This window comes from Streptomyces sp. NPDC055749 (assembly GCF_053617235.1).
Genome location: NZ_JBSHFH010000021.1, coordinates 111,389 through 129,033 on the forward strand (window position 1 = coordinate 111,389; position 17,645 = coordinate 129,033).

15 protein-coding genes are annotated in these 17,645 nt (G+C 70.1%); 9 read left to right on the forward strand and 6 right to left on the reverse strand.

The window, feature by feature from the left end; genetic code table 11:
- Positions 1–243 precede the first annotated feature (243 nt).
- The 4 genes from ACWGO0_RS18285 to ACWGO0_RS18300 all read left to right on the forward strand — a co-directional run bounded on the left by ACWGO0_RS18285 (position 244) and on the right by ACWGO0_RS18300 (position 3,551).
- A complete protein-coding gene (locus ACWGO0_RS18285) occupies positions 244–534 on the forward strand; it encodes a hypothetical protein (RefSeq protein ID WP_453535379.1) in 291 nt (96 codons plus the stop codon).
- A complete protein-coding gene (locus ACWGO0_RS18290) occupies positions 516–710 on the forward strand; it encodes a hypothetical protein (protein ID WP_453535382.1) in 195 nt (64 codons plus the stop codon). The genes ACWGO0_RS18285 and ACWGO0_RS18290 overlap by 19 nt, the downstream gene beginning before the upstream one ends.
- Positions 711–800: 90 nt before the next feature.
- The gene (locus tag ACWGO0_RS18295) at positions 801–1,115 is read left to right on the forward strand and encodes a heavy-metal-associated domain-containing protein (protein ID WP_453535385.1); all 315 of its coding nucleotides are present in this window, start codon (positions 801–803) and stop codon (positions 1,113–1,115) included.
- A gap of 117 nt (positions 1,116–1,232) precedes the next feature.
- Positions 1,233–3,551 carry a heavy metal translocating P-type ATPase gene (locus tag ACWGO0_RS18300; RefSeq protein WP_453535388.1) on the forward strand — a complete coding sequence of 773 codons (2,319 nt, stop codon included), beginning with the start codon at positions 1,233–1,235 and terminating at the stop codon, positions 3,549–3,551.
- Positions 3,552–4,063: 512 nt separating this feature from the next.
- Here ACWGO0_RS18300 and ACWGO0_RS18305 read toward each other — a convergent pair.
- Both ACWGO0_RS18305 and recD2 read right to left on the reverse strand, forming a co-directional pair.
- Positions 4,064–5,353, reverse strand: a complete 1,290-nt coding sequence (locus ACWGO0_RS18305; RefSeq protein WP_453535391.1) for a citrate synthase — start codon at positions 5,351–5,353, stop codon at positions 4,064–4,066.
- Positions 5,354–5,551: 198 nt separating this feature from the next.
- The gene (gene recD2, locus ACWGO0_RS18310; protein WP_453535394.1) at positions 5,552–7,786 is read right to left on the reverse strand and encodes an SF1B family DNA helicase RecD2; all 2,235 of its coding nucleotides are present in this window, start codon (positions 7,784–7,786) and stop codon (positions 5,552–5,554) included.
- 107 nt (positions 7,787–7,893) lie between these two features.
- Here recD2 and ACWGO0_RS18315 point away from each other — a divergent pair, with 107 nt between their 5' ends.
- A complete protein-coding gene (locus ACWGO0_RS18315; protein ID WP_453535397.1) occupies positions 7,894–8,163 on the forward strand; it encodes a type II toxin-antitoxin system Phd/YefM family antitoxin in 270 nt (89 codons plus the stop codon).
- Positions 8,164–8,430: 267 nt separating this feature from the next.
- Here ACWGO0_RS18315 and ACWGO0_RS18320 read toward each other — a convergent pair whose 3' ends face one another.
- The 3 genes from ACWGO0_RS18320 to ACWGO0_RS18330 are packed head-to-tail and all read right to left on the reverse strand — an operon-like array spanning position 8,431 to position 11,554.
- Complete coding sequence (locus tag ACWGO0_RS18320) at positions 8,431–9,267, reverse strand: sugar phosphate isomerase/epimerase family protein (protein ID WP_453535400.1); 837 nt, start codon at positions 9,265–9,267, stop codon at positions 8,431–8,433.
- Positions 9,264–10,406 (reverse strand): dihydrodipicolinate synthase family protein, encoded by a 1,143-nt coding sequence (locus tag ACWGO0_RS18325; protein WP_453535402.1) that lies wholly within the window; start codon positions 10,404–10,406, stop codon positions 9,264–9,266. Before ACWGO0_RS18325 ends, ACWGO0_RS18320 begins: the two co-directional genes overlap by 4 nt.
- A complete protein-coding gene (locus ACWGO0_RS18330) occupies positions 10,403–11,554 on the reverse strand; it encodes a Gfo/Idh/MocA family protein (protein ID WP_453535405.1) in 1,152 nt (383 codons plus the stop codon). Before ACWGO0_RS18330 ends, ACWGO0_RS18325 begins: the two co-directional genes overlap by 4 nt.
- Before the next feature lie 112 nt (positions 11,555–11,666).
- Here ACWGO0_RS18330 and ACWGO0_RS18335 point away from each other — a divergent pair, with 112 nt between their 5' ends.
- Together ACWGO0_RS18335 and ACWGO0_RS18340 are read left to right on the forward strand one after the other, a co-directional pair.
- Positions 11,667–12,761: a LacI family DNA-binding transcriptional regulator gene (locus tag ACWGO0_RS18335; RefSeq protein WP_453535408.1), complete on the forward strand. Its 1,095-nt coding sequence runs from the start codon at positions 11,667–11,669 to the stop codon at positions 12,759–12,761.
- A gap of 115 nt (positions 12,762–12,876) precedes the next feature.
- Positions 12,877–13,665: a sugar phosphate isomerase/epimerase family protein gene (locus ACWGO0_RS18340; protein WP_453535411.1), complete on the forward strand. Its 789-nt coding sequence runs from the start codon at positions 12,877–12,879 to the stop codon at positions 13,663–13,665.
- Here the strand turns inward: ACWGO0_RS18340 and ACWGO0_RS18345 are convergent, their stop codons facing one another.
- Positions 13,666–14,574: an EamA family transporter gene (locus ACWGO0_RS18345; protein WP_453535414.1), complete on the reverse strand. Its 909-nt coding sequence runs from the start codon at positions 14,572–14,574 to the stop codon at positions 13,666–13,668.
- A gap of 100 nt (positions 14,575–14,674) precedes the next feature.
- On the opposite strand from ACWGO0_RS18345, the gene ACWGO0_RS18350 reads away from it, so the two are divergent.
- Both ACWGO0_RS18350 and ACWGO0_RS18355 read left to right on the forward strand, forming a co-directional pair.
- Positions 14,675–15,619: a LysR family transcriptional regulator gene (locus tag ACWGO0_RS18350; protein ID WP_453535417.1), complete on the forward strand. Its 945-nt coding sequence runs from the start codon at positions 14,675–14,677 to the stop codon at positions 15,617–15,619.
- Between the two features lie 156 nt (positions 15,620–15,775).
- Entirely contained in the window at positions 15,776–17,605 is a 1,830-nt protein-coding gene (locus ACWGO0_RS18355; RefSeq protein ID WP_453535420.1) for a glycoside hydrolase family 3 protein, read from the forward strand.
- Positions 17,606–17,645 lie beyond the last annotated feature (40 nt).

Consider the following 17,645-nt stretch of genomic DNA (forward strand, 5'->3'; position numbering starts at 1 on the left):
AAGGAGTCATGCAACGGGAGCTCGCGCGAACTGGATCGCTTCAGATTCCCCGGAGACACCTCAGCCGACCCGGTCCCCCCAGCCCCCAGAGGCCCCATCCGCACCACCCTGCTGCCGACGCTCATCCCGCTCGGCAGCTTCCTGGTCCCCGCAGTCTTCGTCCTGCGGGCCTACGAGCGCCACGGCCGCGACCTCGGCGTCGGCCTCATCCTCGGCTGCTTCCTGACGGGTGGAATCCTGGGCGTGCTCGGCGCCTCCGTCATGGAGTTCTACCTCCTGCACCCCTCCGTATGGATGTTCCTCGGAGTCGGGCTGATCGAGGAGGCGGTGAAGCTCGCGGCGCTGATGTTCGTACTCCGCCGCTACCCCCACATCCACGGCCTGTGGACGCCCATCGCGGGCGGCGTCCTGCTCTCCTTCCGTAGGCCCAACGGCCACTTCCACCTCGCAGCCCCGGTCATCGGCACCTACCTGAGCGTCGCCGTGCTGGAATCGCCATCTGGCTGGTGGCCCGGATGGCCGACACCGGACTGAGCCGCGCGCTCTTCTCCGAGGGCTACATCCCGAAGTCCACCGACGAGCAGCAGCACCTGTTCACCCTGTTCTCGGTGGGCGGCATCGTGGTGATCACACTGATCGCCCTGTTCTGGCTGCGGTCACTGGCGCGAGGCCGGCGGCAAGGACCCGAGGCTCGCATTTATACCCCCTAGGGGTATAGTGTGGGTCATGTGAGGGCGCACCGGCTCGGCCGGGGCTCCCGCGCATCACGCCCACCCGTGTTTGCCGAAGAGGAGAACGCCATGACCGCCGAGACCGAGACCCCCCAGGCCACCACCGGCTCCTGCTGCTCGCCGACCGGTTCCTGCCACGACGGCGCGACCGACATCCAGGTGGGCGCTACCACCACGGTGTACGAGGTGAAGGGCATGACCTGCGGTCACTGCGAAGGTGCCGTCTCCGAGGAGATCTCCGGAATCGAGGGGGTCACCTCCGTGAAGGCGGTCGCCGCCACCGGCCTGGTGACCGTGGACTCCCAGGCACCGCTGGACGAGGCCGCGGTGCGCGCCGCGGTCGACGAGGCGGGCTACGAGCTCATCGGCCGCGCCGCCGCCTGAGAGAGACTCCACGCGTCTCCCCGCATCACCGCACCACCGCACGATGCCGTCGGGCCGGACCCACCAGCAGATACTGGTGGGGTACGGCCCGATCTGCGTTCCCCAGGAGTTTCGGACATGGCCAGCACCACAACAGCCGAGGTCCCGGCTGCGGAATCCTCCGAGACCGAGCTCACGATCGGCGGGATGACCTGCGCCTCGTGTGCGGCCCGCGTCGAGAAGAAGCTCAACCGGATGGACGGCGTCACCGCCACCGTCAACTACGCGACCGAGAAGGCCCACGTCTCCTTCGGCGAGGGGACGGAGGTGGCGGACCTCGTCGCCGTGGTCGAGAAGACCGGCTACACCGCCCGCCCCGTACCCCGCCCCGCCCCGGCCCCACCACCGTCGGCCGCACCGGAGCCCAACGCGGCCGGAGACGCCGGAGCAGTCGAAGGCGCCACAGAAATCGCAGACGCCGGAGCACCCGACTCCCTGGCCGCGCTCCGGCAGCGCCTCCTCGTCTCGGCCGCGCTCTCCCTCCCCGTCGTGCTGCTCGCCATGGTCCCGGCCCTCCAGTTCGACAACTGGCAGTGGCTCTCCCTCACCCTCGCCGCCCCCGTGGTCGTCTGGGGCGGGCTGCCCTTCCACCGCGCGACCTGGACGAACGCGAAGCACGGCGCCGCGACGATGGACACCCTCGTCTCGATCGGCACCCTCGCGGCGTTCGGCTGGTCGCTGTGGGCCCTGTTCCTCGGGGACGCCGGCATGCCCGGCATGCGGCACGGCTTCGACCTCACCGTCTCCCGCGCCGACGCCGCCTCGACGATCTACCTGGAGGTCGCGTCGGGCGTCATCACCTTCATCCTGCTGGGCCGCTACCTGGAGGCGCGCTCCAAGCGGAAGGCGGGTTCGGCGCTGCGCGCGCTGATGCATCTCGGCGCCAAGGACGTCACGGTGATCAGGGACGGTACGGAGGTACGCGTCCCGGTCGCCCGGCTCGTGGTCGGGGACCGCTTCGTGGTCCGCCCTGGCGAGAAGATCGCCACCGACGGCACCGTCGTCGACGGCGTGTCCGCCGTGGACGCCGCGCTGCTGACCGGTGAGTCGGTCCCGGTCGACGTGACCGCGGGCGACCCGGTCACCGGAGCCACCGTGAACGTCTCCGGCCGGCTCGTCGTCGAGGCCACGCGCGTCGGCTCCGACACCCAGCTCGCCCGGATGGCCAAGCTCGTCGAGGACGCCCAGAACGGCAAGGCCGCGGTGCAGCGTCTCGCCGACCGGATCTCGGCGGTCTTCGTCCCCGTGGTGCTCCTGATCGCCCTGGGCACGCTGGTCACCTGGCTCCTGATCACGGACGACGCCACCGCGGCGTTCACGGCCGCCGTCTCCGTGCTGATCATCGCCTGCCCCTGCGCCCTGGGCCTCGCCACTCCTACCGCCCTCATGGTCGGTACGGGGCGGGGCGCCCAGCTCGGCATCCTGATCAAGGGACCGGAGGTCCTGGAGACCACCCGCCGCGTCGACACGATCGTCCTCGACAAGACCGGCACCGTCACCACAGGCCGCATGGCGCTCCTCGACGTCCACACCGCCGACAGGACCACCGAAGCGGACGTCCTGCGGATCGCGGGCGCCCTGGAGCACTCCTCCGAACACCCCATCGCCCAGGCCGTCGCCGCGGGCGCCACCGCAAAGGTGGGCACCCTCCCCACCCCCGAGGACTTCGCCAACATCCCCGGCCTCGGCGTCCAGGGCACCGTCGACGGACATCAGGTGCTGGTCGGGCGTCCGAAGCTGCTCACAGAGGCCGGGATCGCCCTCCCCCGGCCGTTGGCCGCCGCCATGACGGAAGCGGCGCAGCAGGGCCGTACGGCGATCGCGGTCGCCTGGGACGGCGAGGCACGGGCGGTCCTCGAAGTCGCCGACGCGATCAAGGACAGCAGCGCGGCGGCCGTCACCAAACTGCGCGCCCTGGGCCTGCGCCCCGTCCTCCTGACCGGGGACAACCGGGCCGTGGCGGATTCCGTCGCCCGCGCGACCGGGATCGACGAGGTGTACGCGGAAGTGCTCCCCGAGGAGAAGGTGGACGTGATCCGGCGGCTCCAGGCCGAGGGCCGGACCGTCGCCATGGTCGGCGACGGCGTCAACGACGCGGCCGCGCTCGCCACCGCCGACCTCGGCCTGGCGATGGGCACCGGCACGGACGCCGCGATCGAGGCGAGCGACCTGACTCTCGTTCGTGGAGATCTCAAGGTTGCCGCCGATGCCATCCGGCTCTCCCGCAGTACCCTCGCGACCATCAGGGGCAACCTCTTCTGGGCGTTCGGCTACAACGTGGCCGCTCTGCCCCTTGCCGCATTCGGCCTGCTCAACCCCATGATCGCGGGCGCCGCCATGGCTTTTTCGTCCGTCTTCGTCGTGACGAACAGCCTCCGGTTGCGCTCCTTCACGTAATTTCCACAAAGAGATCTAGATCACACTGCTTTTAGGGTAACCATCTGAGGGGTTCGCGAGTCTTAGAGTGCGATGCCAAGGACGTCTTGGGGGACGTCCGACGGAGTGTCTTGGGGGACGCTCCTGGCTAGCGTTGGCCGGGGCACGTGCACCGGGGAGCTTTGAGCGGCCCTCCCGTACGTACCCCGGCGGAACGCCAAGCCGCATCCAACTGAATAAGTACGACCGGCGCAGCACCCGGAGCCTCGGCTCCGCACAGACGCCCGGCCGGATCCCGTGGGGGGAATCCGTCCCGGGACAAGGGAAGCGCCCTGTACGTCGACCCGTGGGGGGATCGGCGGCGGGGCGCTTCTCGCTTTCTCCCGCCGGACACGACAAGGCCCGGAACGCCGAATCGCCCCGGACACCGCGCTCTGTGCGAAAGCGCGGTACGCGGGGCGAAGGCAGACGGCCCGAGGGCCAGGTGCGGCAGAGTCGGTCGTACCGAAAGCTCTGCGGAGGGCCGGTAGGGGTCAGCGACCCTCGACCGGGACGAAGTCGCGCAGGACCTCGCCGGTGTAGATCTGGCGCGGGCGGCCGATGCGCGATCCCGGCTCCTTGATCATCTCGTGCCACTGCGCGATCCAGCCCGGCAGCCGTCCGATCGCGAAGAGCACGGTGAACATCTCGCTCGGGAAGCCCATGGCCCGGTAGATCAGGCCGGTGTAGAAGTCCACGTTGGGGTAGAGGTTGCGCGAGACGAAGTACTCGTCGGAGAGCGCGTGCTCCTCCAGCTTGAGCGCGATGTCCAGCAGCTCGTCGGACTTGCCGAGCGAGGACAGCACGTCGTGGGCCGCGGCCTTAATAATCTTGGCGCGCGGGTCGAAGGACTTGTACACCCGGTGGCCGAAGCCCATCAGGCGGACGCCGTCCTCCTTGTTCTTCACCTTCTGGATGAAGGAGTCGACATCGCCGCCGTTGGCCTGGATGCCTTCCAGCATCTCCAGGACCGACTGGTTGGCGCCACCGTGCAGGGGGCCCCACAGCGCCGAGATACCGGCGGAGATCGAGGCGAACATGTTCGCCTGCGAGGAGCCGACCAGGCGCACGGTGGAGGTCGAACAGTTCTGCTCGTGGTCCGCGTGCAGGATGAGCAGCTTCTCCAGCGCCGAGACGACGACCGGGTCCGGCACGTACTCCTGGGCCGGGACCGAGAACGTCATGCGCAGGAAGTTCTCGACGTAGCCGAGGTCGTTGCGCGGGTAGACGAACGGGTGACCGATCGACTTCTTGTACGCGTACGCCGCGATCGTCGGGAGCTTGGCCAGCAGCCGGATCGTCGAGAGGTGGCGCTGCTCCTCGTCGAACGGGTTGTGGCTGTCCTGGTAGAACGTGGACAGCGCGCTGACGACCGAGGACAGCATCGCCATCGGGTGCGCGTCGCGCGGGAAGCCGTCGAAGAACCGCTTGACGTCCTCGTGCAGCAGCGTGTGCTGGGTGATCTCGTTCTTGAAGTCCGACAGCTCGTCGGCCTTGGGAAGCTCACCGTTGATCAGCGTGTAGGCGACCTCAAGGAAGGTCGACTCCTCCGCCAGCTGCTCGATCGGGTAGCCCCGGTACCGCAGGATGCCCTGCTCACCGTCGAGATAGGTGATGGCCGATTTATACGCGGCGGTGTTGCCGTATCCGCTGTCCAGCGTCACCAGGCCGGTATTGGCCCGGAGCTTCCCGATGTCGAAGCCCTTGTCGCCGACGGTGCTGTCGATCACCGGGTAGGTGTACTCGTCATCGCCGTACCGCAGTACTACAGAGTTGTCGCTCACGTCATCCCTCACCGACGTAGTGCCTCTTCTTCGAGGTGCCCTGACTGTCTTCCACCCTCCCCCATTTGGCTCAGGAGAGTGCACTCGGGGTCGTCCATTGGACCTAATCGCGGCACTGAGTGCCGCGAACTTACTCATCCTGCCCCCTTGCCCCTGGTTCCGGAAGGGCTCAGTGATGTTTCCCACCGATTTGATCGATCATTTTTGTGCGAAGTCTCCGCCCGCCCCTGCGCGGAGCCGAAAATCCAGTCCCGTACAGCGTCTGCCTGCGGAAACCGTGCGTACCGCCTGGCCTATCGCCTTGCGTGACCCGACAAGTACGACAAGCTTCTTGGCGCGCGTCACGGCCGTGTAGAGCAGGTTGCGCTGGAGCATCATCCAGGCGCTGGTGGTGACCGGGATGACGACCGCCGGGTACTCGCTGCCCTGGGAGCGGTGGATGGTCATGGCGTAGGCGTGGGCCAGTTCGTCGAGCTCGTCGAAGTCGTACGGCACCTCCTCGTCCTCGTCGGTGCGGACGGTCAGCTTCTGCTCGTCCATGTCGAGGGCGGTGACCACGCCGACCGTGCCGTTGAAGACGCCGTTGGCGCCCTTGTCGTAGTTGTTGCGGATCTGGGTGACCTTGTCGCCGACGCGGAAGACCCGGCCGCCGGAACGCTTCTCGGGCAGGTCGGGGCGGGCCGGGGTGATGACCTGCTGGAGCAGCCCGTTGAGCGCGCCTGCGCCGGCCGGGCCGCGGTGCATGGGTGCGAGCACCTGCACGTCCCGGCGGGGGTCGAGGCCGAACTTCGCGGGGATACGGCGGGCCGCGACGTCCACCGCGAGCAGGCCCGCCTGCTCGGTCTCGTCCTCGACGAAGAGGAAGAAGTCGGCCAGGCCCTCGGTGAGCGGCGGGACGCCCTCGTTGATGCGGTGGGCGTTGGTGACGACTCCGGACTGCTGGGCCTGGCGGAAGATGGTCGTCAGCCTGACGGCGGGGACCGGGCCGCCCTCGGCGAGCAGGTCGCGCAGGACCTCCCCGGCGCCGACGGAGGGAAGCTGGTCGACGTCACCCACCAGCAGGAGGTGGGCACCGGGTGCCACGGCCTTGACGAGCTTGTTGGCGAGCAGCAGATCGAGCATGGACGCCTCGTCGACGACGACGAGATCGGCGTCCAGCGGACGGTCCCTGTCGTACGCCGCGTCCCCGCCCGGCTTCAGTTCGAGCAGCCGGTGCACGGTGGACGCCTCGGCCCCGGTGAGCTCGGAGAGCCGCTTGGCGGCCCGTCCGGTGGGCGCGGCCAGGACGACCTTCGCCTGTTTCGCGCGGGCCAGTTCGACGATGGAGCGGACGGTGAAGGACTTGCCGCAGCCGGGCCCTCCGGTGAGCACGGCGACCTTCCGGCTGAGCGCGAGCCGGACCGCGGCCTCCTGCTCGGGCGCCAGCGTCGCCCCCGTACGCGTGGCGAGCCAGCCGAGGGCCTTGTCCCAGTCCACGTCCCTGAAGGCCGGCATCCGGTCCTCCGGCGTACCCAGCAGCCGCCGCACCTGTGCGGCGAGGGAGATCTCCGCGCGGTGGAAGGGCACCAGATAGACGGCGGTGACCGGCTCCCCGCCCCCTCCCTCGGGGGACGGCACCTTCTCCCGTACGACACCCTCGGGGTCTTCGGCCAGTTCGGCAAGGCACTCGATGACCAGGCCCGTATCGACCTGGAGCAGCTTCACCCCGTCGGCGATCAGCCGCTCCTCGGGGAGGTAGCAGTGGCCCTGGTCGGAGGACTGCGACAGTGCGTACTGCAGACCGGCCTTGACCCGCTCCGGGCTGTCGTGCGGGATGCCGACGGCCTGGGCGATCTTGTCGGCGGTGAGGAAGCCGATGCCCCAGACGTCCGCGGCCAGCCGGTAGGGCTGGTTCTTCACGACGGAGATCGACGCGTCCTCGTACTTCTTGTAGATACGGACGGCGATGGAGGTGGAGACTCCGACGCTCTGGAGGAAGATCATGACCTCCTTGATCGCCTTCTGTTCCTCCCAGGCCGCCGCGATCATCTTCGTCCGCTTCGGACCGAGACCGGGCACCTCCACGAGGCGCTTCGGCTGCTGCTCGATGATGTCGAGGGTGTCGACGCCGAAGTGTGTGGTGATCCGGTCGGCCATGACGGGGCCGATGCCCTTGATCAGCCCCGAGCCGAGGTAGCGGCGGATGCCCTGGATGGTGGCGGGGAGGATCGTCGTGTAGTTCTCGACGGTGAACTGCTTGCCGAACTGCGGATGCGAGCCCCAACGCCCCTCCATCCGCAGGGACTCACCGGGCTGCGCACCGAGCAGCGCACCGACCACCGTGAGGAGGTCGTTGCCGCGTCCGGTGTCGACGCGTGCGACCGTGTACCCGTTCTCCTCGTTGGCGTAGGTGATCCGCTCCAGGACCCCTTCGAGGACGGCCGTGTTGGACATGAACCGACGTTATCGGGCGGGGCTGACAACGTGTGCCCGCGCCCCACACCTTGACTGGCACGATGAGCGGTATCGGTAGGCAGGTGAGACGACAGGAGAGGTCCGTCATGTCGATAACGGCCGGTGAAACCCGGAAGCACCTCTGCCGGCTGATCGAAGAGATCAACAAGGATCACACGCCTTTGCACATCACCTCCGACAAGGGAAATGCGGTGCTCATGTCCGAGGAGGACGTCACTTCGTGGCAGGAAACGAGCTACCTGCTGCGCTCCCCCGCCAACGCACGCCACCTCGCGGATTCCGTCGCAGAGGCCGAGGCAGGCAAGACCGAGTACCGCGAGCTGGTGGACCTCCCGGATGCCGAGGATGCCGGGTGAGCTCTGCTTCCCCGCTCCCAGTCGTGCATGACCTACGCGTCGAGCACGTGCACGACGGCGAGGGCGATGCGGCCGGCCCGGAAAGCGGAATGGGGCCCGGCCTCGCGGCCGGACCCCCCTCGCTTTCCCCTCCCGTCGGGAATTCCCGTCCCCCCGGACCCCTCCCCGGAAGTCCCGACGCTGAGTACGACCGGGCAGGGTACGTAAAGGTTGCATCCCTTTACGATCTCTTTACCTTTGATCGTTCCCAGAGCTCTCCCAGGGTTCTCAGCAGGCATGTTCCAGGTAGCGGGCGGCCACTTCGGCGAGGACCTCGGCGCCGTCGCGGGCCCACAGGGACTCGTTGAAGATCTCCACCTCGATCGGTCCGGTGAAGCCCTCGGCCTCGACCAGGCGCCTGAAGGCGCGGAAGTCCACGCTGCCCTCGCCCAGTTGGCCACGGCCCAGCAGGACGCCCGCCGGAAGGGGAGTGATCCAGTCCGCGAGCTGGAAGGAATGGATGCGTCCGCCCGCCCCCGCACGGGCGATCTGTGCGGGCGCCTGGTCGTCCCACCAGACGTGGTACGTGTCGACGACCACCCCGACCTGCTCCGCGGGGAAGCGCTCCGCGATGTCCAGGGCCTGGGACAGCGTGGAGACGACGCAGCGGTCCGAGGCGAACATCGGGTGCAGCGGTTCGATGGCCAGGCGTACGCCGCGCTCCGCCGCGTACGGCGCCAGCTCGGCCAGGGCGTCCGCGATGCGTTCGCGGGCGCCGTACAGGTCGCGGCTGCCCGGCGGGAGTCCGCCGGAGACCAGGACCAGCGTGTCGGTGGAGAGGCCGGCCGCCTCGTCCACCGCCGCGCGGTTGTCGTCCAGGGCCCGGGCGCGTTCGGCCGGGTCGAGTGCGGTGAAGAAGCCGCCCCGGCAGAGGCTGGTGACGGAGAGGCCCGCGTCGCCCAGCAGGCGGGCGGTGCGCTCGACCCCGTACTCCTGGACCGGCGCCCGCCACAGCCCGACCTTGTCGATGCCCGCCTTGACGCAGCCCTCGGCCAGCTCGGGCAGGGACCACTGCTTGATGGTCTCCTGGTTGATGCTCAGCCGGGTGAGGGTGGGGTCGTTCATCGGGAACCTCCGTGGACCGTCAGCAGTGCGCGCATCCGGGTTTCGGCCAGCTCCGGATCGGGGAACAGGCCCAGCCCGTCGGCGAGTTCGTATGCCTTCGCCAGGTGCGGCAACGAGCGCGCGGACTGGAGGCCGCCGACCATCGTGAAGTGCTCCTGGTGTCCGGCCAGCCAAGCCAGGAAGACGACACCCGTCTTGTAGAAGCGGGTCGGCGTCCGGAAGAGGTGCCGGGACAACTCGACCGTGGGGTCCAGGAGTTCGCGGAAGCCCTTCGTGTCGCCCGTGTCCAGGACCCGTACCGCGTGCGCGGCCAGCGGGCCCAGGGGGTCGAAGATGCCGAGCAGGGCGTGGCTGAAGCCGCGTTCGTCGCCCGCGATCAGTTCGGGGTAGTTGAAGTCGTCGCCGGTGTAGCAGCGCACCCCGCCGGGAAGACGGCGCCGGACATCGATCTCGCGCTCGGCGTCCAGGAGCGAGATCTTGATGCCGTCGACCTTGTCGGGGTGTTCCGCGATGACCTTCAGGAAGGTGTCGGTGGCGGCGTCGAGGTCGGCGCTCCCCCAGTAACCCTCCAGCGCCGGATCGAACATCGGGCCGAGCCAGTGCAGGACGACCGGTTCCGTGGCCTGGCGCAGGAGGTGTGCGTACGTCTCCAGGTAGTCCTCCGGGCCCTTCGCCGTCGCTGCGAGCGCGCGCGAGGCCATCAGGATGGCCTGGGCGCCGCTCTCCTCCACGAGGGCGAGCTGCTCCTCGTACGCGGCGCGCACCTCGGGAAGCGTCGCGGGGCCGGTGAGCTGGTCGGTGCCCACTCCGCAGGCGATCCGGCCGCCGACCGCCTTCGCCTCGGCGGACGAGCGGCGGATCAGTTCGGCCGCGCCCGCCCAGTCCAGGCCCATGCCGCGCTGCGCGGTGTCCATGGCCTCGGCGACCCCGAGACCGTGCGACCAGAGGTGGCGGCGGAAGGCGAGGGTGGCGTCCCAGTCGACGGCCGCCGGTGCGTCCGGGCTGATGTCGGCGTACGGGTCGGCGACGACGTGGGCGGCGGAGAAGACCGTACGGGAGGTGAGCGCGGCCTTGCCCGGGGCGAGGTCGAGCGGGGTGGCCCGGGGTTCGTACGGGCCCTGCGGAAGGTGGATCGTCACAGCGTCAGCTCCGGCACGTCGAAACGCCTGCCCTCGGCGGAGGACTTGAGGCCGAGCTCGGCGAGCTGGACGCCGCGCGCACCGGCCATCAGGTCCCAGGTGTACGGCTCGTCGAGCACGATGTGGCGCAGGAACAGCTCCCACTGGGCCTTGAAGCCGTTGTCGAAGACGGCGTTGTCGGGGACTTCCTGCCACTGGTCGCGGAACGCCTCGGTGACGGGGAGGTCGGGGTTCCAGACCGGCTTCGGGGTGGCCGAGCGGTGTTGGACGCGGCAGTTGCGCAGCCCGGCGACGGCGGAGCCGTGGGTGCCGTCCACCTGGAACTCGACGAGCTCGTCGCGGTTGACGCGGACCGTCCAGGAGGAGTTGATCTGGGCGACCGCGCCGCCCGCCAGCTGGAAGATGCCGTATGCGGCGTCGTCGGCGGTGGCCGCGTACGGCTTGCCCTGCTCGTCCCAGCGCTGCGGGATGTGCGTCTGGACGTGCGCCTGGACGGTGGTGACCTGGCCGAACAGCTCGTGCAGTACGTACTCCCAGTGCGGGAACATGTCGACGACGATGCCGCCGCCGTCCTCGGAACGGTAGTTCCAGGAGGGGCGCTGGGCGTCCTGCCAGTCGCCTTCGAAGACCCAGTAGCCGAACTCGCCGCGCACGGAGAGGATCTCGCCGAAGAAGCCGCCGTCGATGAGGCGCTTCAGCTTCAGCAGACCCGGCAGGAAGATCTTGTCCTGGACGACGCCGTGCTTGATCCCGGCGTCACGGGCGAGGCGGGCCAGCTCCAGGGCGCCTTCGACGTCCGTGGCGGAGGGCTTCTCGGTGTAGATGTGCTTGCCGGCCGCGATGGCCTTCTTGATCGCTTCGACACGGGCCGATGTGACCTGGGCGTCGAAGTAGATGTCGATGGTGTCGTCGGCGAGCACCGCGTCCAGGTCGGTCGACCACTCGGTCAGACCGTGCTGGGCGGCGAGCTCCTCCAGGGCGTGGGCCCTGCGGCCGACGAGCACGGGTTCGGGCCACAGCACCTCGCCGTTGCCGAGGTCGAGGCCGCCCTGCTCGCGGATCGCGAGGATCGAGCGCACCAGGTGCTGCCGGTATCCCATGCGACCCGTGACGCCGTTCATGGCGATGCGCACTGTCCTGCGTGTCACGAAAGTTCCCTCCATACAGCCGTAGCAAGCGCTTTCTATGCGGTATGACGCTAGCCTGCCGACAGCGCACCGGACAAGAGGGGGCGCCTTGATTACTCCTCGGAGGAAAGCGATGACAGTCACACTTGCGGATGTGGCGGCTCGCGCCCGGGTGTCCCCGGCCACCGTCTCCCGCGTCCTGAACGGCAACTACCCGGTCGCCGCGTCGACGCGTGAGCGGGTCCTGCGCGCGGTGGACGACCTGGATTACGTGCTCAACGGCCCGGCGAGCTCGCTCGCCGCGGCCACATCGGATCTCGTCGGCATCCTGGTCAACGACATCGCCGACCCGTTCTTCGGGATCATGGCGGGGGCGGCCCAGACCGAGATCGGCGGGCCGGGCGACGGTTCGGGCCGTGCGGGCGGCGAGAAGCTGGCCGTCGTCTGCAACACGGGCGGCTCCCCCGAACGCGAACTCACCTATCTCACCCTGCTCCAGCGCCAGCGCGCGGCGGCCGTTGTCCTGACCGGCGGCGCGCTGGAGGACCCGGCCCACCAGGCCGCGATGTCCGCGAAACTGGCCAGGATGGCGGACGCGGGCACCCGGATCGTCTTCTGCGGGCGGCCCCCGCTCCCGGGCAGCGACGCGGTCGCCGCCTCCCTGGCCTTCGACAACCGGGGCGGCGGCCGGCGGCTCACCGAGCACCTGATCTCTCTCGGCCACCGGCGGATCGGCTACGTCGCGGGGCCCCGCGAGCGCACGACCACCCGCCACCGTCTGGAGGGCCACCGCGAGGCGATGCGGTCGGCGGGGCTGTACGGGGACGGGGGCGACGCCGGCAAGCACCCCGACGAGGAACGGCTCACCGTCCACGGCCCGTACGACCGCCGCTCCGGCTACGAGGCCACGCTCGAACTCCTGCGCCGCGCACCGGATGTGACGGCCATCGTCGCCGCCAACGACACCGTGGCACTGGGTGCCGGGGCTGCTGTCCGTGACCAGGGACTGCGCATTCCGCAGGACGTCTCGGTGGCCGGTTTCGACGATCTGCCGTTCTCGGTGGACGCGGTCCCCGCGCTGACGACCGTACGGCTGCCGCTGTTCGAGGCGGGGGCGCGGGCGGGCAGGCTGGCGATGGGCAAGGAGACCCCGCCGCCGGGCGGCATCGCGACGATCGCCGCCGAGCTGATGGTGCGGGGGTCGACCGCTCCGCCGCGGGCGGTCTGAAGACCGAAGCCTCCGGGTGGACCGAAGGCCGCGGTGTCCGACTGGACCAAAGGCCGAGGTTTCCGCCTCCGAGCCCTGGACAGCCGTACACGGACCGATGGAAAGGACCACGCACGTGAAGCTCGCCTTCTCGACCCTCGGAGTCCCGGGGATGCCCATCGCCGACGTCGTGCGGCTCGCCGCCGGCCACGGCTACCAGGGGGTGGAGCTGCGCACCCACCCGGAGGAGCCGGTCCACCTGGGCCTCTCGCCCGCCGAACGCGCCGAGGTGGTGCAGGAGTTCAAGAGCGGCGGGGTGGAGATCCTGACCCTCGCCGGATACGTACGGGTGGCGGCCGAGGGCGCCGACGAGCCCGTGATCGCCGAGCTCGCCCAACTGGCCGAACTGGCAAGGGATCTGGGGGCGCGGAACGTCCGGGTGTTCCCCGGCGGCGGCGACCAGGACCCCGCGGCTGCCGACGCGGCTGCCGCCCGCCGGCTCGGCGCCGCCGCTCCGCATGCCGCCGACATGGGCGTACGCATCCTGCTGGAGACCCACGACTCGCACCGGGCGGGTGTCGACACGGCCCGGGTGGTGGCGACCGTCGGGCACGGCAGTATCGGCGCGCTGTGGGACATCATGCACACCTGGCTTGCGGGCGAGGAACCGGTCGCCAGCCATGCGGTTCTTGCCCCGCACATGGGCTACGTACAGGTGAAGGACGTGGCATCGGCGGACGACATCGAACCGCTGCCGCTGGGCGCGGGCGTACTGCCGCTCAAGGCGTGCCTGGACACCCTGGACGCGGACAGCTGGGTCTGCTGGGAGTACGAGAAGCGCTGGCACCCGGACGCCGCGGAGCTGCCGGGGCTGCTGGCCGCGGGGCGCGAGCACCTGTTGCGGCTGGGGGCGCCGAAGCAGTAGTCAGACGCGCACCGCCGGCGCCTCCGACGGTGCGGGCGGCACCGGGCGTGGGCGGCGTACTCCCGGCAGGGAGGTCAGCGCCACCCCGCCGACCAGCAGGGCCGCCGCGCACCACCGCAGCGGGCTCATCGACTCGTCCAGCAGCAGCGCGGCCGATGACATCCCGAAGACCGGCACGAGCAGGGTGAACGGGGCGACGGACGAGGCCGGGTAGTGGCGCAGGAGGAAGCCCCAGGCCCCGAAGGCGAAGATGGTGACGATCCAGGCGACGTAGACGATGATCGCGACGCCCGTCCAGTCGAGGGCGGCCAGCGCCTCGGCGTCTCGGTCCCAGCCCTCGAAGAGCAGGGAGAGGGCGAGCAGCGGCAGTACGGGCACGACCGAGATCCACACCACGAAGTTGACGGGGTCGGACGGCGCGGCCTTGCGGGTCAGCACGTTCGACACACCCCAGCAGGCCGCCGCCGCGATCACCAGGACGAACGCGAGCACGGGGCCGCTCGCCCCTTGGTCGACCGCGGCCACCCCGATACCGGCGAGCGCCACACCCATGCCCAACACCCTGACTCCGCCCGGCCGTTCACCCAGAGCCAGGGCCGCGAAGAGCGCCGTGAAGACCGCCTGGACCTGGAGGACGAGCGAGGAGAGTCCGGCGGGCATCCCCTGGTCCATGCCGATGAAGAGCAGCCCGAACTTCGCCACTCCGAGCGCCAGACCGACGCCGATGATCCACTTCCAGGCGACCTTGGGCCGCCCGACGAGGAACACCGCGGGCAGGGCGGCGACGAGGAAGCGCAGGGCGGAGAAGAGCAGCGGCGGGAAGTGGTCCAGGCCGATCTCGATGACGACGAAGTTCACACCCCAGACGGCGGCGACCAGCACGGCGAGGGCGATGTGGAGGGGGCGCATGCTCAGAGCATCACGTGCAGGGACCATGTAGCACCAGGGCGGATTTCTTCATGGTGCAATTGAGCGTTGCTAACGCTTCCCTTCGGCCTGCGAGGTTCCGGTGCTCGATCTCTCCCGGCTGCGCGCCCTGCACGCGATCTCCGTCCACGGTTCCGTGGCGGGCGCCGCGGCCGCGCTCGGCTACACCCCGTCGGCGGTCTCCCAGCAGATCACGAAGCTGGAGCGGGAGACCAGGACGACGCTGCTCGAACGGCGCGGGCGGGGTGTCGCGCTGACCGAGGAGGCGCTTCATCTGGCCTCCACCGCCCAGCAGTTGCTGGCCATCGTCGAGCAGGCCGAGACGACGCTCGAAGAGCGCAGGGGGCGGCCCACGGGGCGTCTGTCGATCGGGGCGTTCGCCTCGGCGGCGCGCGGCCTGCTGCCGGGCGTACTGGCGGAGCTGGACCGGGAGCATCCGGCCCTGGAGGCCCGGCTCACCGAGGTCGATCCGCATCTCTCGGTCGATCTGGTCGCCAGGGGCGTGATCGATCTGGCGGTCGCGCACGACTGGGACATCGCCCCGCTGCCCGCCCCGGAAGGGGTCGCGCAGGCGTTGATCGGCAACGACCGGTGCGATCTGCTGGTGCCGGAGGGCCATCCGCTGGCCGGGCGCGAGGCGGTGCGGCGCGCGGAGCTGGCCAAGGAACGGTGGATCTGCCAGCCGCCGGGGACCGTCTGCCACGACTGGCTCGTACGGACGCTGCGCGCCGCGGGGTACGAGCCGGACATCAGGCACCAGGCGGAGGAGAGCCACACCCAGCTGGCCCTGGTCGCCGCCGGGCTCGGGGTCGCGATGGTCCCCCGGCTTGGGCGGGGGCCGCTGCCGGCGAGCGTGGTGGAGGTGCGGCTCGATCCCGTACCGGTGCGGCGGCTGTACGCGCTGTGGCGTACGGAGGCCGCGCGGCGGCCCGCGATCAGGGCGGCGGTGGACGCGCTGCGCTTGCGCGGGGCGGCGGTGGGGCTGCTTTCGAGCCCGCCCGGAGAATCGAGCCCGTCCGGAGACTGAGCCCGTCCCGAGATCGAGCCCGTCCGGAGATTGAGGACAAGACGGTGACTTCGCGGCACGGTGAGCCCTTTCTCGGGCCGTCCCCTTGACCTGGTAGTTACTTTCCGGATATCCGTACAGTCTTGGAAGTTTCTTTCAGTACCGGAAGGAGCTCACGTGCACCACCGCACCTCCCGACGCGCTCTTCTCACCGCCGCCGCGGTCGCCACCGCAGCCGCAGCGACAGGCGTCGTCGCCCCCGGCGCCGCCGCCGAGGAGTCCGTCAGCGCCTCCACGCACGACCGCCTGCGACGGATCGTCTCCGGAATGAGCCTGGAGGAGAAAGTCGGCCAGCTCTTCGTGATGCGGGTGTACGGACACTCCGCCACGGAGCCGGACCAGGCCGACATCGACGCCAACCTCACCGAGATCGGGGTGCGCACGGCGGCCGAGCTGATCTCCACGTACCACGTCGGCGGGATCATCTACTTCGCCTGGGCGCACAACACCCGTGACCCGCACCAGATCGCCGAGCTCTCCAACGGCATCCAGCGTGCCGGGCTCGCGGGCCGCACCCCCGTACCGCTCCTGATCTCCACCGACCAGGAGCACGGCATCGTCTGCCGGGTCGGCGAACCCGCCACGCTGATGCCCGGCGCGATGGCGCTGGGTGCGGGCGGCTCCCTCTCCGACGCCCGGCTCGCGGGCCGGATCGCGGGCGCCGAACTGGCCGCCATCGGCATCAGGCAGAACTACGCGCCGGACGCCGACGTCAACGTAAACCCGGCCAACCCGGTGATCGGCGTACGTTCCTTCGGCTCCGACCCGCAGTCGGTGGCCGGCCTCGTCGCCGCCCAGGTGAAGGGGTATCAGAGCGCCGGAATCGCCGCCACCGCCAAGCACTTCCCCGGCCACGGCGACACCAACACCGACAGCCACACCGGGATTCCGTACATCCACCACACACGGGAGCAGTGGGCCGAGCTGGACGCCCCGCCGTTCCGGGCGGCGATCGCCGCGGGCATCGACTCGATCATGACCGCGCACATCGTGGTCCCCGCGCTGGACGCCTCGGAGGACCCGGCGACGCTCTCGCACCCGATCCTCACCGGGGTCCTGCGCGAGGAGCTGGGCTACGACGGCGTCGTGGTCACCGACGCGCTGAACATGGAGGGCGTGCGGACGAAGTACGGCGACGACCGCGTGCCCGTGCTCGCGCTCCAGGCGGGCGTCGACCAGCTGCTGAACCCGCCGAACCTCTCCGTCGCCTGGAACGCCGTCCTGGCTGCCGTGAAGAGCGGTGAGATCAGCGAGGCCCGGATCGAGGAATCGATCCTGCGTATCCTGCGGCTGAAGGCGAAGCTCGGGCTCTTCCGCGACCCGTTCGTGAGCCGCAGGGGCGTGGACACGGTCGTCGGCATCCCGTCCCATCTCGCCGCCGCCGACCGGATCGCCGAGCACACCACCACGCTGCTCGCCAACTCCGGTTCGCTGCTGCCGCTTTCGCGCCGCTCCCACCGGAATCTCCTGGTGGTCGGCGCCGATCCGGCCTCGCCGTCCGGCACGACGGGGCCGCCGACGGGCACGATCGCCGCGGCCTTCAACGAGCTCGGGTACACGGCGACCGCCCTGTCCACGGGCACGGCCCCCACCCAGGCGAAGATCGCCGAGGCGGTGGCCGCGGCGCAGGGCAAGGACGCGGTGGTCGTGGGGACGTACAACGTCTCGACGACCAGCTCGCAGCGCACGCTCGTCAGCGCGCTCGCGGCGACCGGCGTCCCGGTGATCGCCGTCGCCATCCGCAACCCGTACGACATCGCCCGGCTGGCCGGGACCGGATACGCGGCGAGTCTCGCCACGTACTCCTGGACGGATGTCGAACTGCGGGCAGCGGTACGGGTGATCGCGGGCGTCGTCCGGCCGGAGGGCAAGCTGCCGGTGCCCGTCCAGCGCGCGGACGACCCGACGAAGGTGCTCCACCCGGTCGGCTACGGGCTCTCGTACTAGCCGGGAAACGCCGAGGGGCTGCGCCCGCCGGGTCCGAAAT

Coding starts and splice junctions, on each gene's coding strand:
- ACWGO0_RS18290 (WP_453535382.1), top strand. CDS start 516: ATGGCCGACACCGGACTGAGCCGCGCGCTCTTCTCCGAGGGCTACATC.
- ACWGO0_RS18295 (WP_453535385.1), top strand. CDS start 801: ATGACCGCCGAGACCGAGACCCCCCAGGCCACCACCGGCTCCTGCTGC.
- ACWGO0_RS18300 (WP_453535388.1), top strand. CDS start 1,233: ATGGCCAGCACCACAACAGCCGAGGTCCCGGCTGCGGAATCCTCCGAG.
- recD2 (WP_453535394.1), bottom strand. CDS start 7,786: ATGTCCAACACGGCCGTCCTCGAAGGGGTCCTGGAGCGGATCACCTAC.
- ACWGO0_RS18315 (WP_453535397.1), top strand. CDS start 7,894: ATGTCGATAACGGCCGGTGAAACCCGGAAGCACCTCTGCCGGCTGATC.
- ACWGO0_RS18320 (WP_453535400.1), bottom strand. CDS start 9,267: ATGAACGACCCCACCCTCACCCGGCTGAGCATCAACCAGGAGACCATC.
- ACWGO0_RS18335 (WP_453535408.1), top strand. CDS start 11,667: ATGACAGTCACACTTGCGGATGTGGCGGCTCGCGCCCGGGTGTCCCCG.
- ACWGO0_RS18345 (WP_453535414.1), bottom strand. CDS start 14,574: ATGCGCCCCCTCCACATCGCCCTCGCCGTGCTGGTCGCCGCCGTCTGG.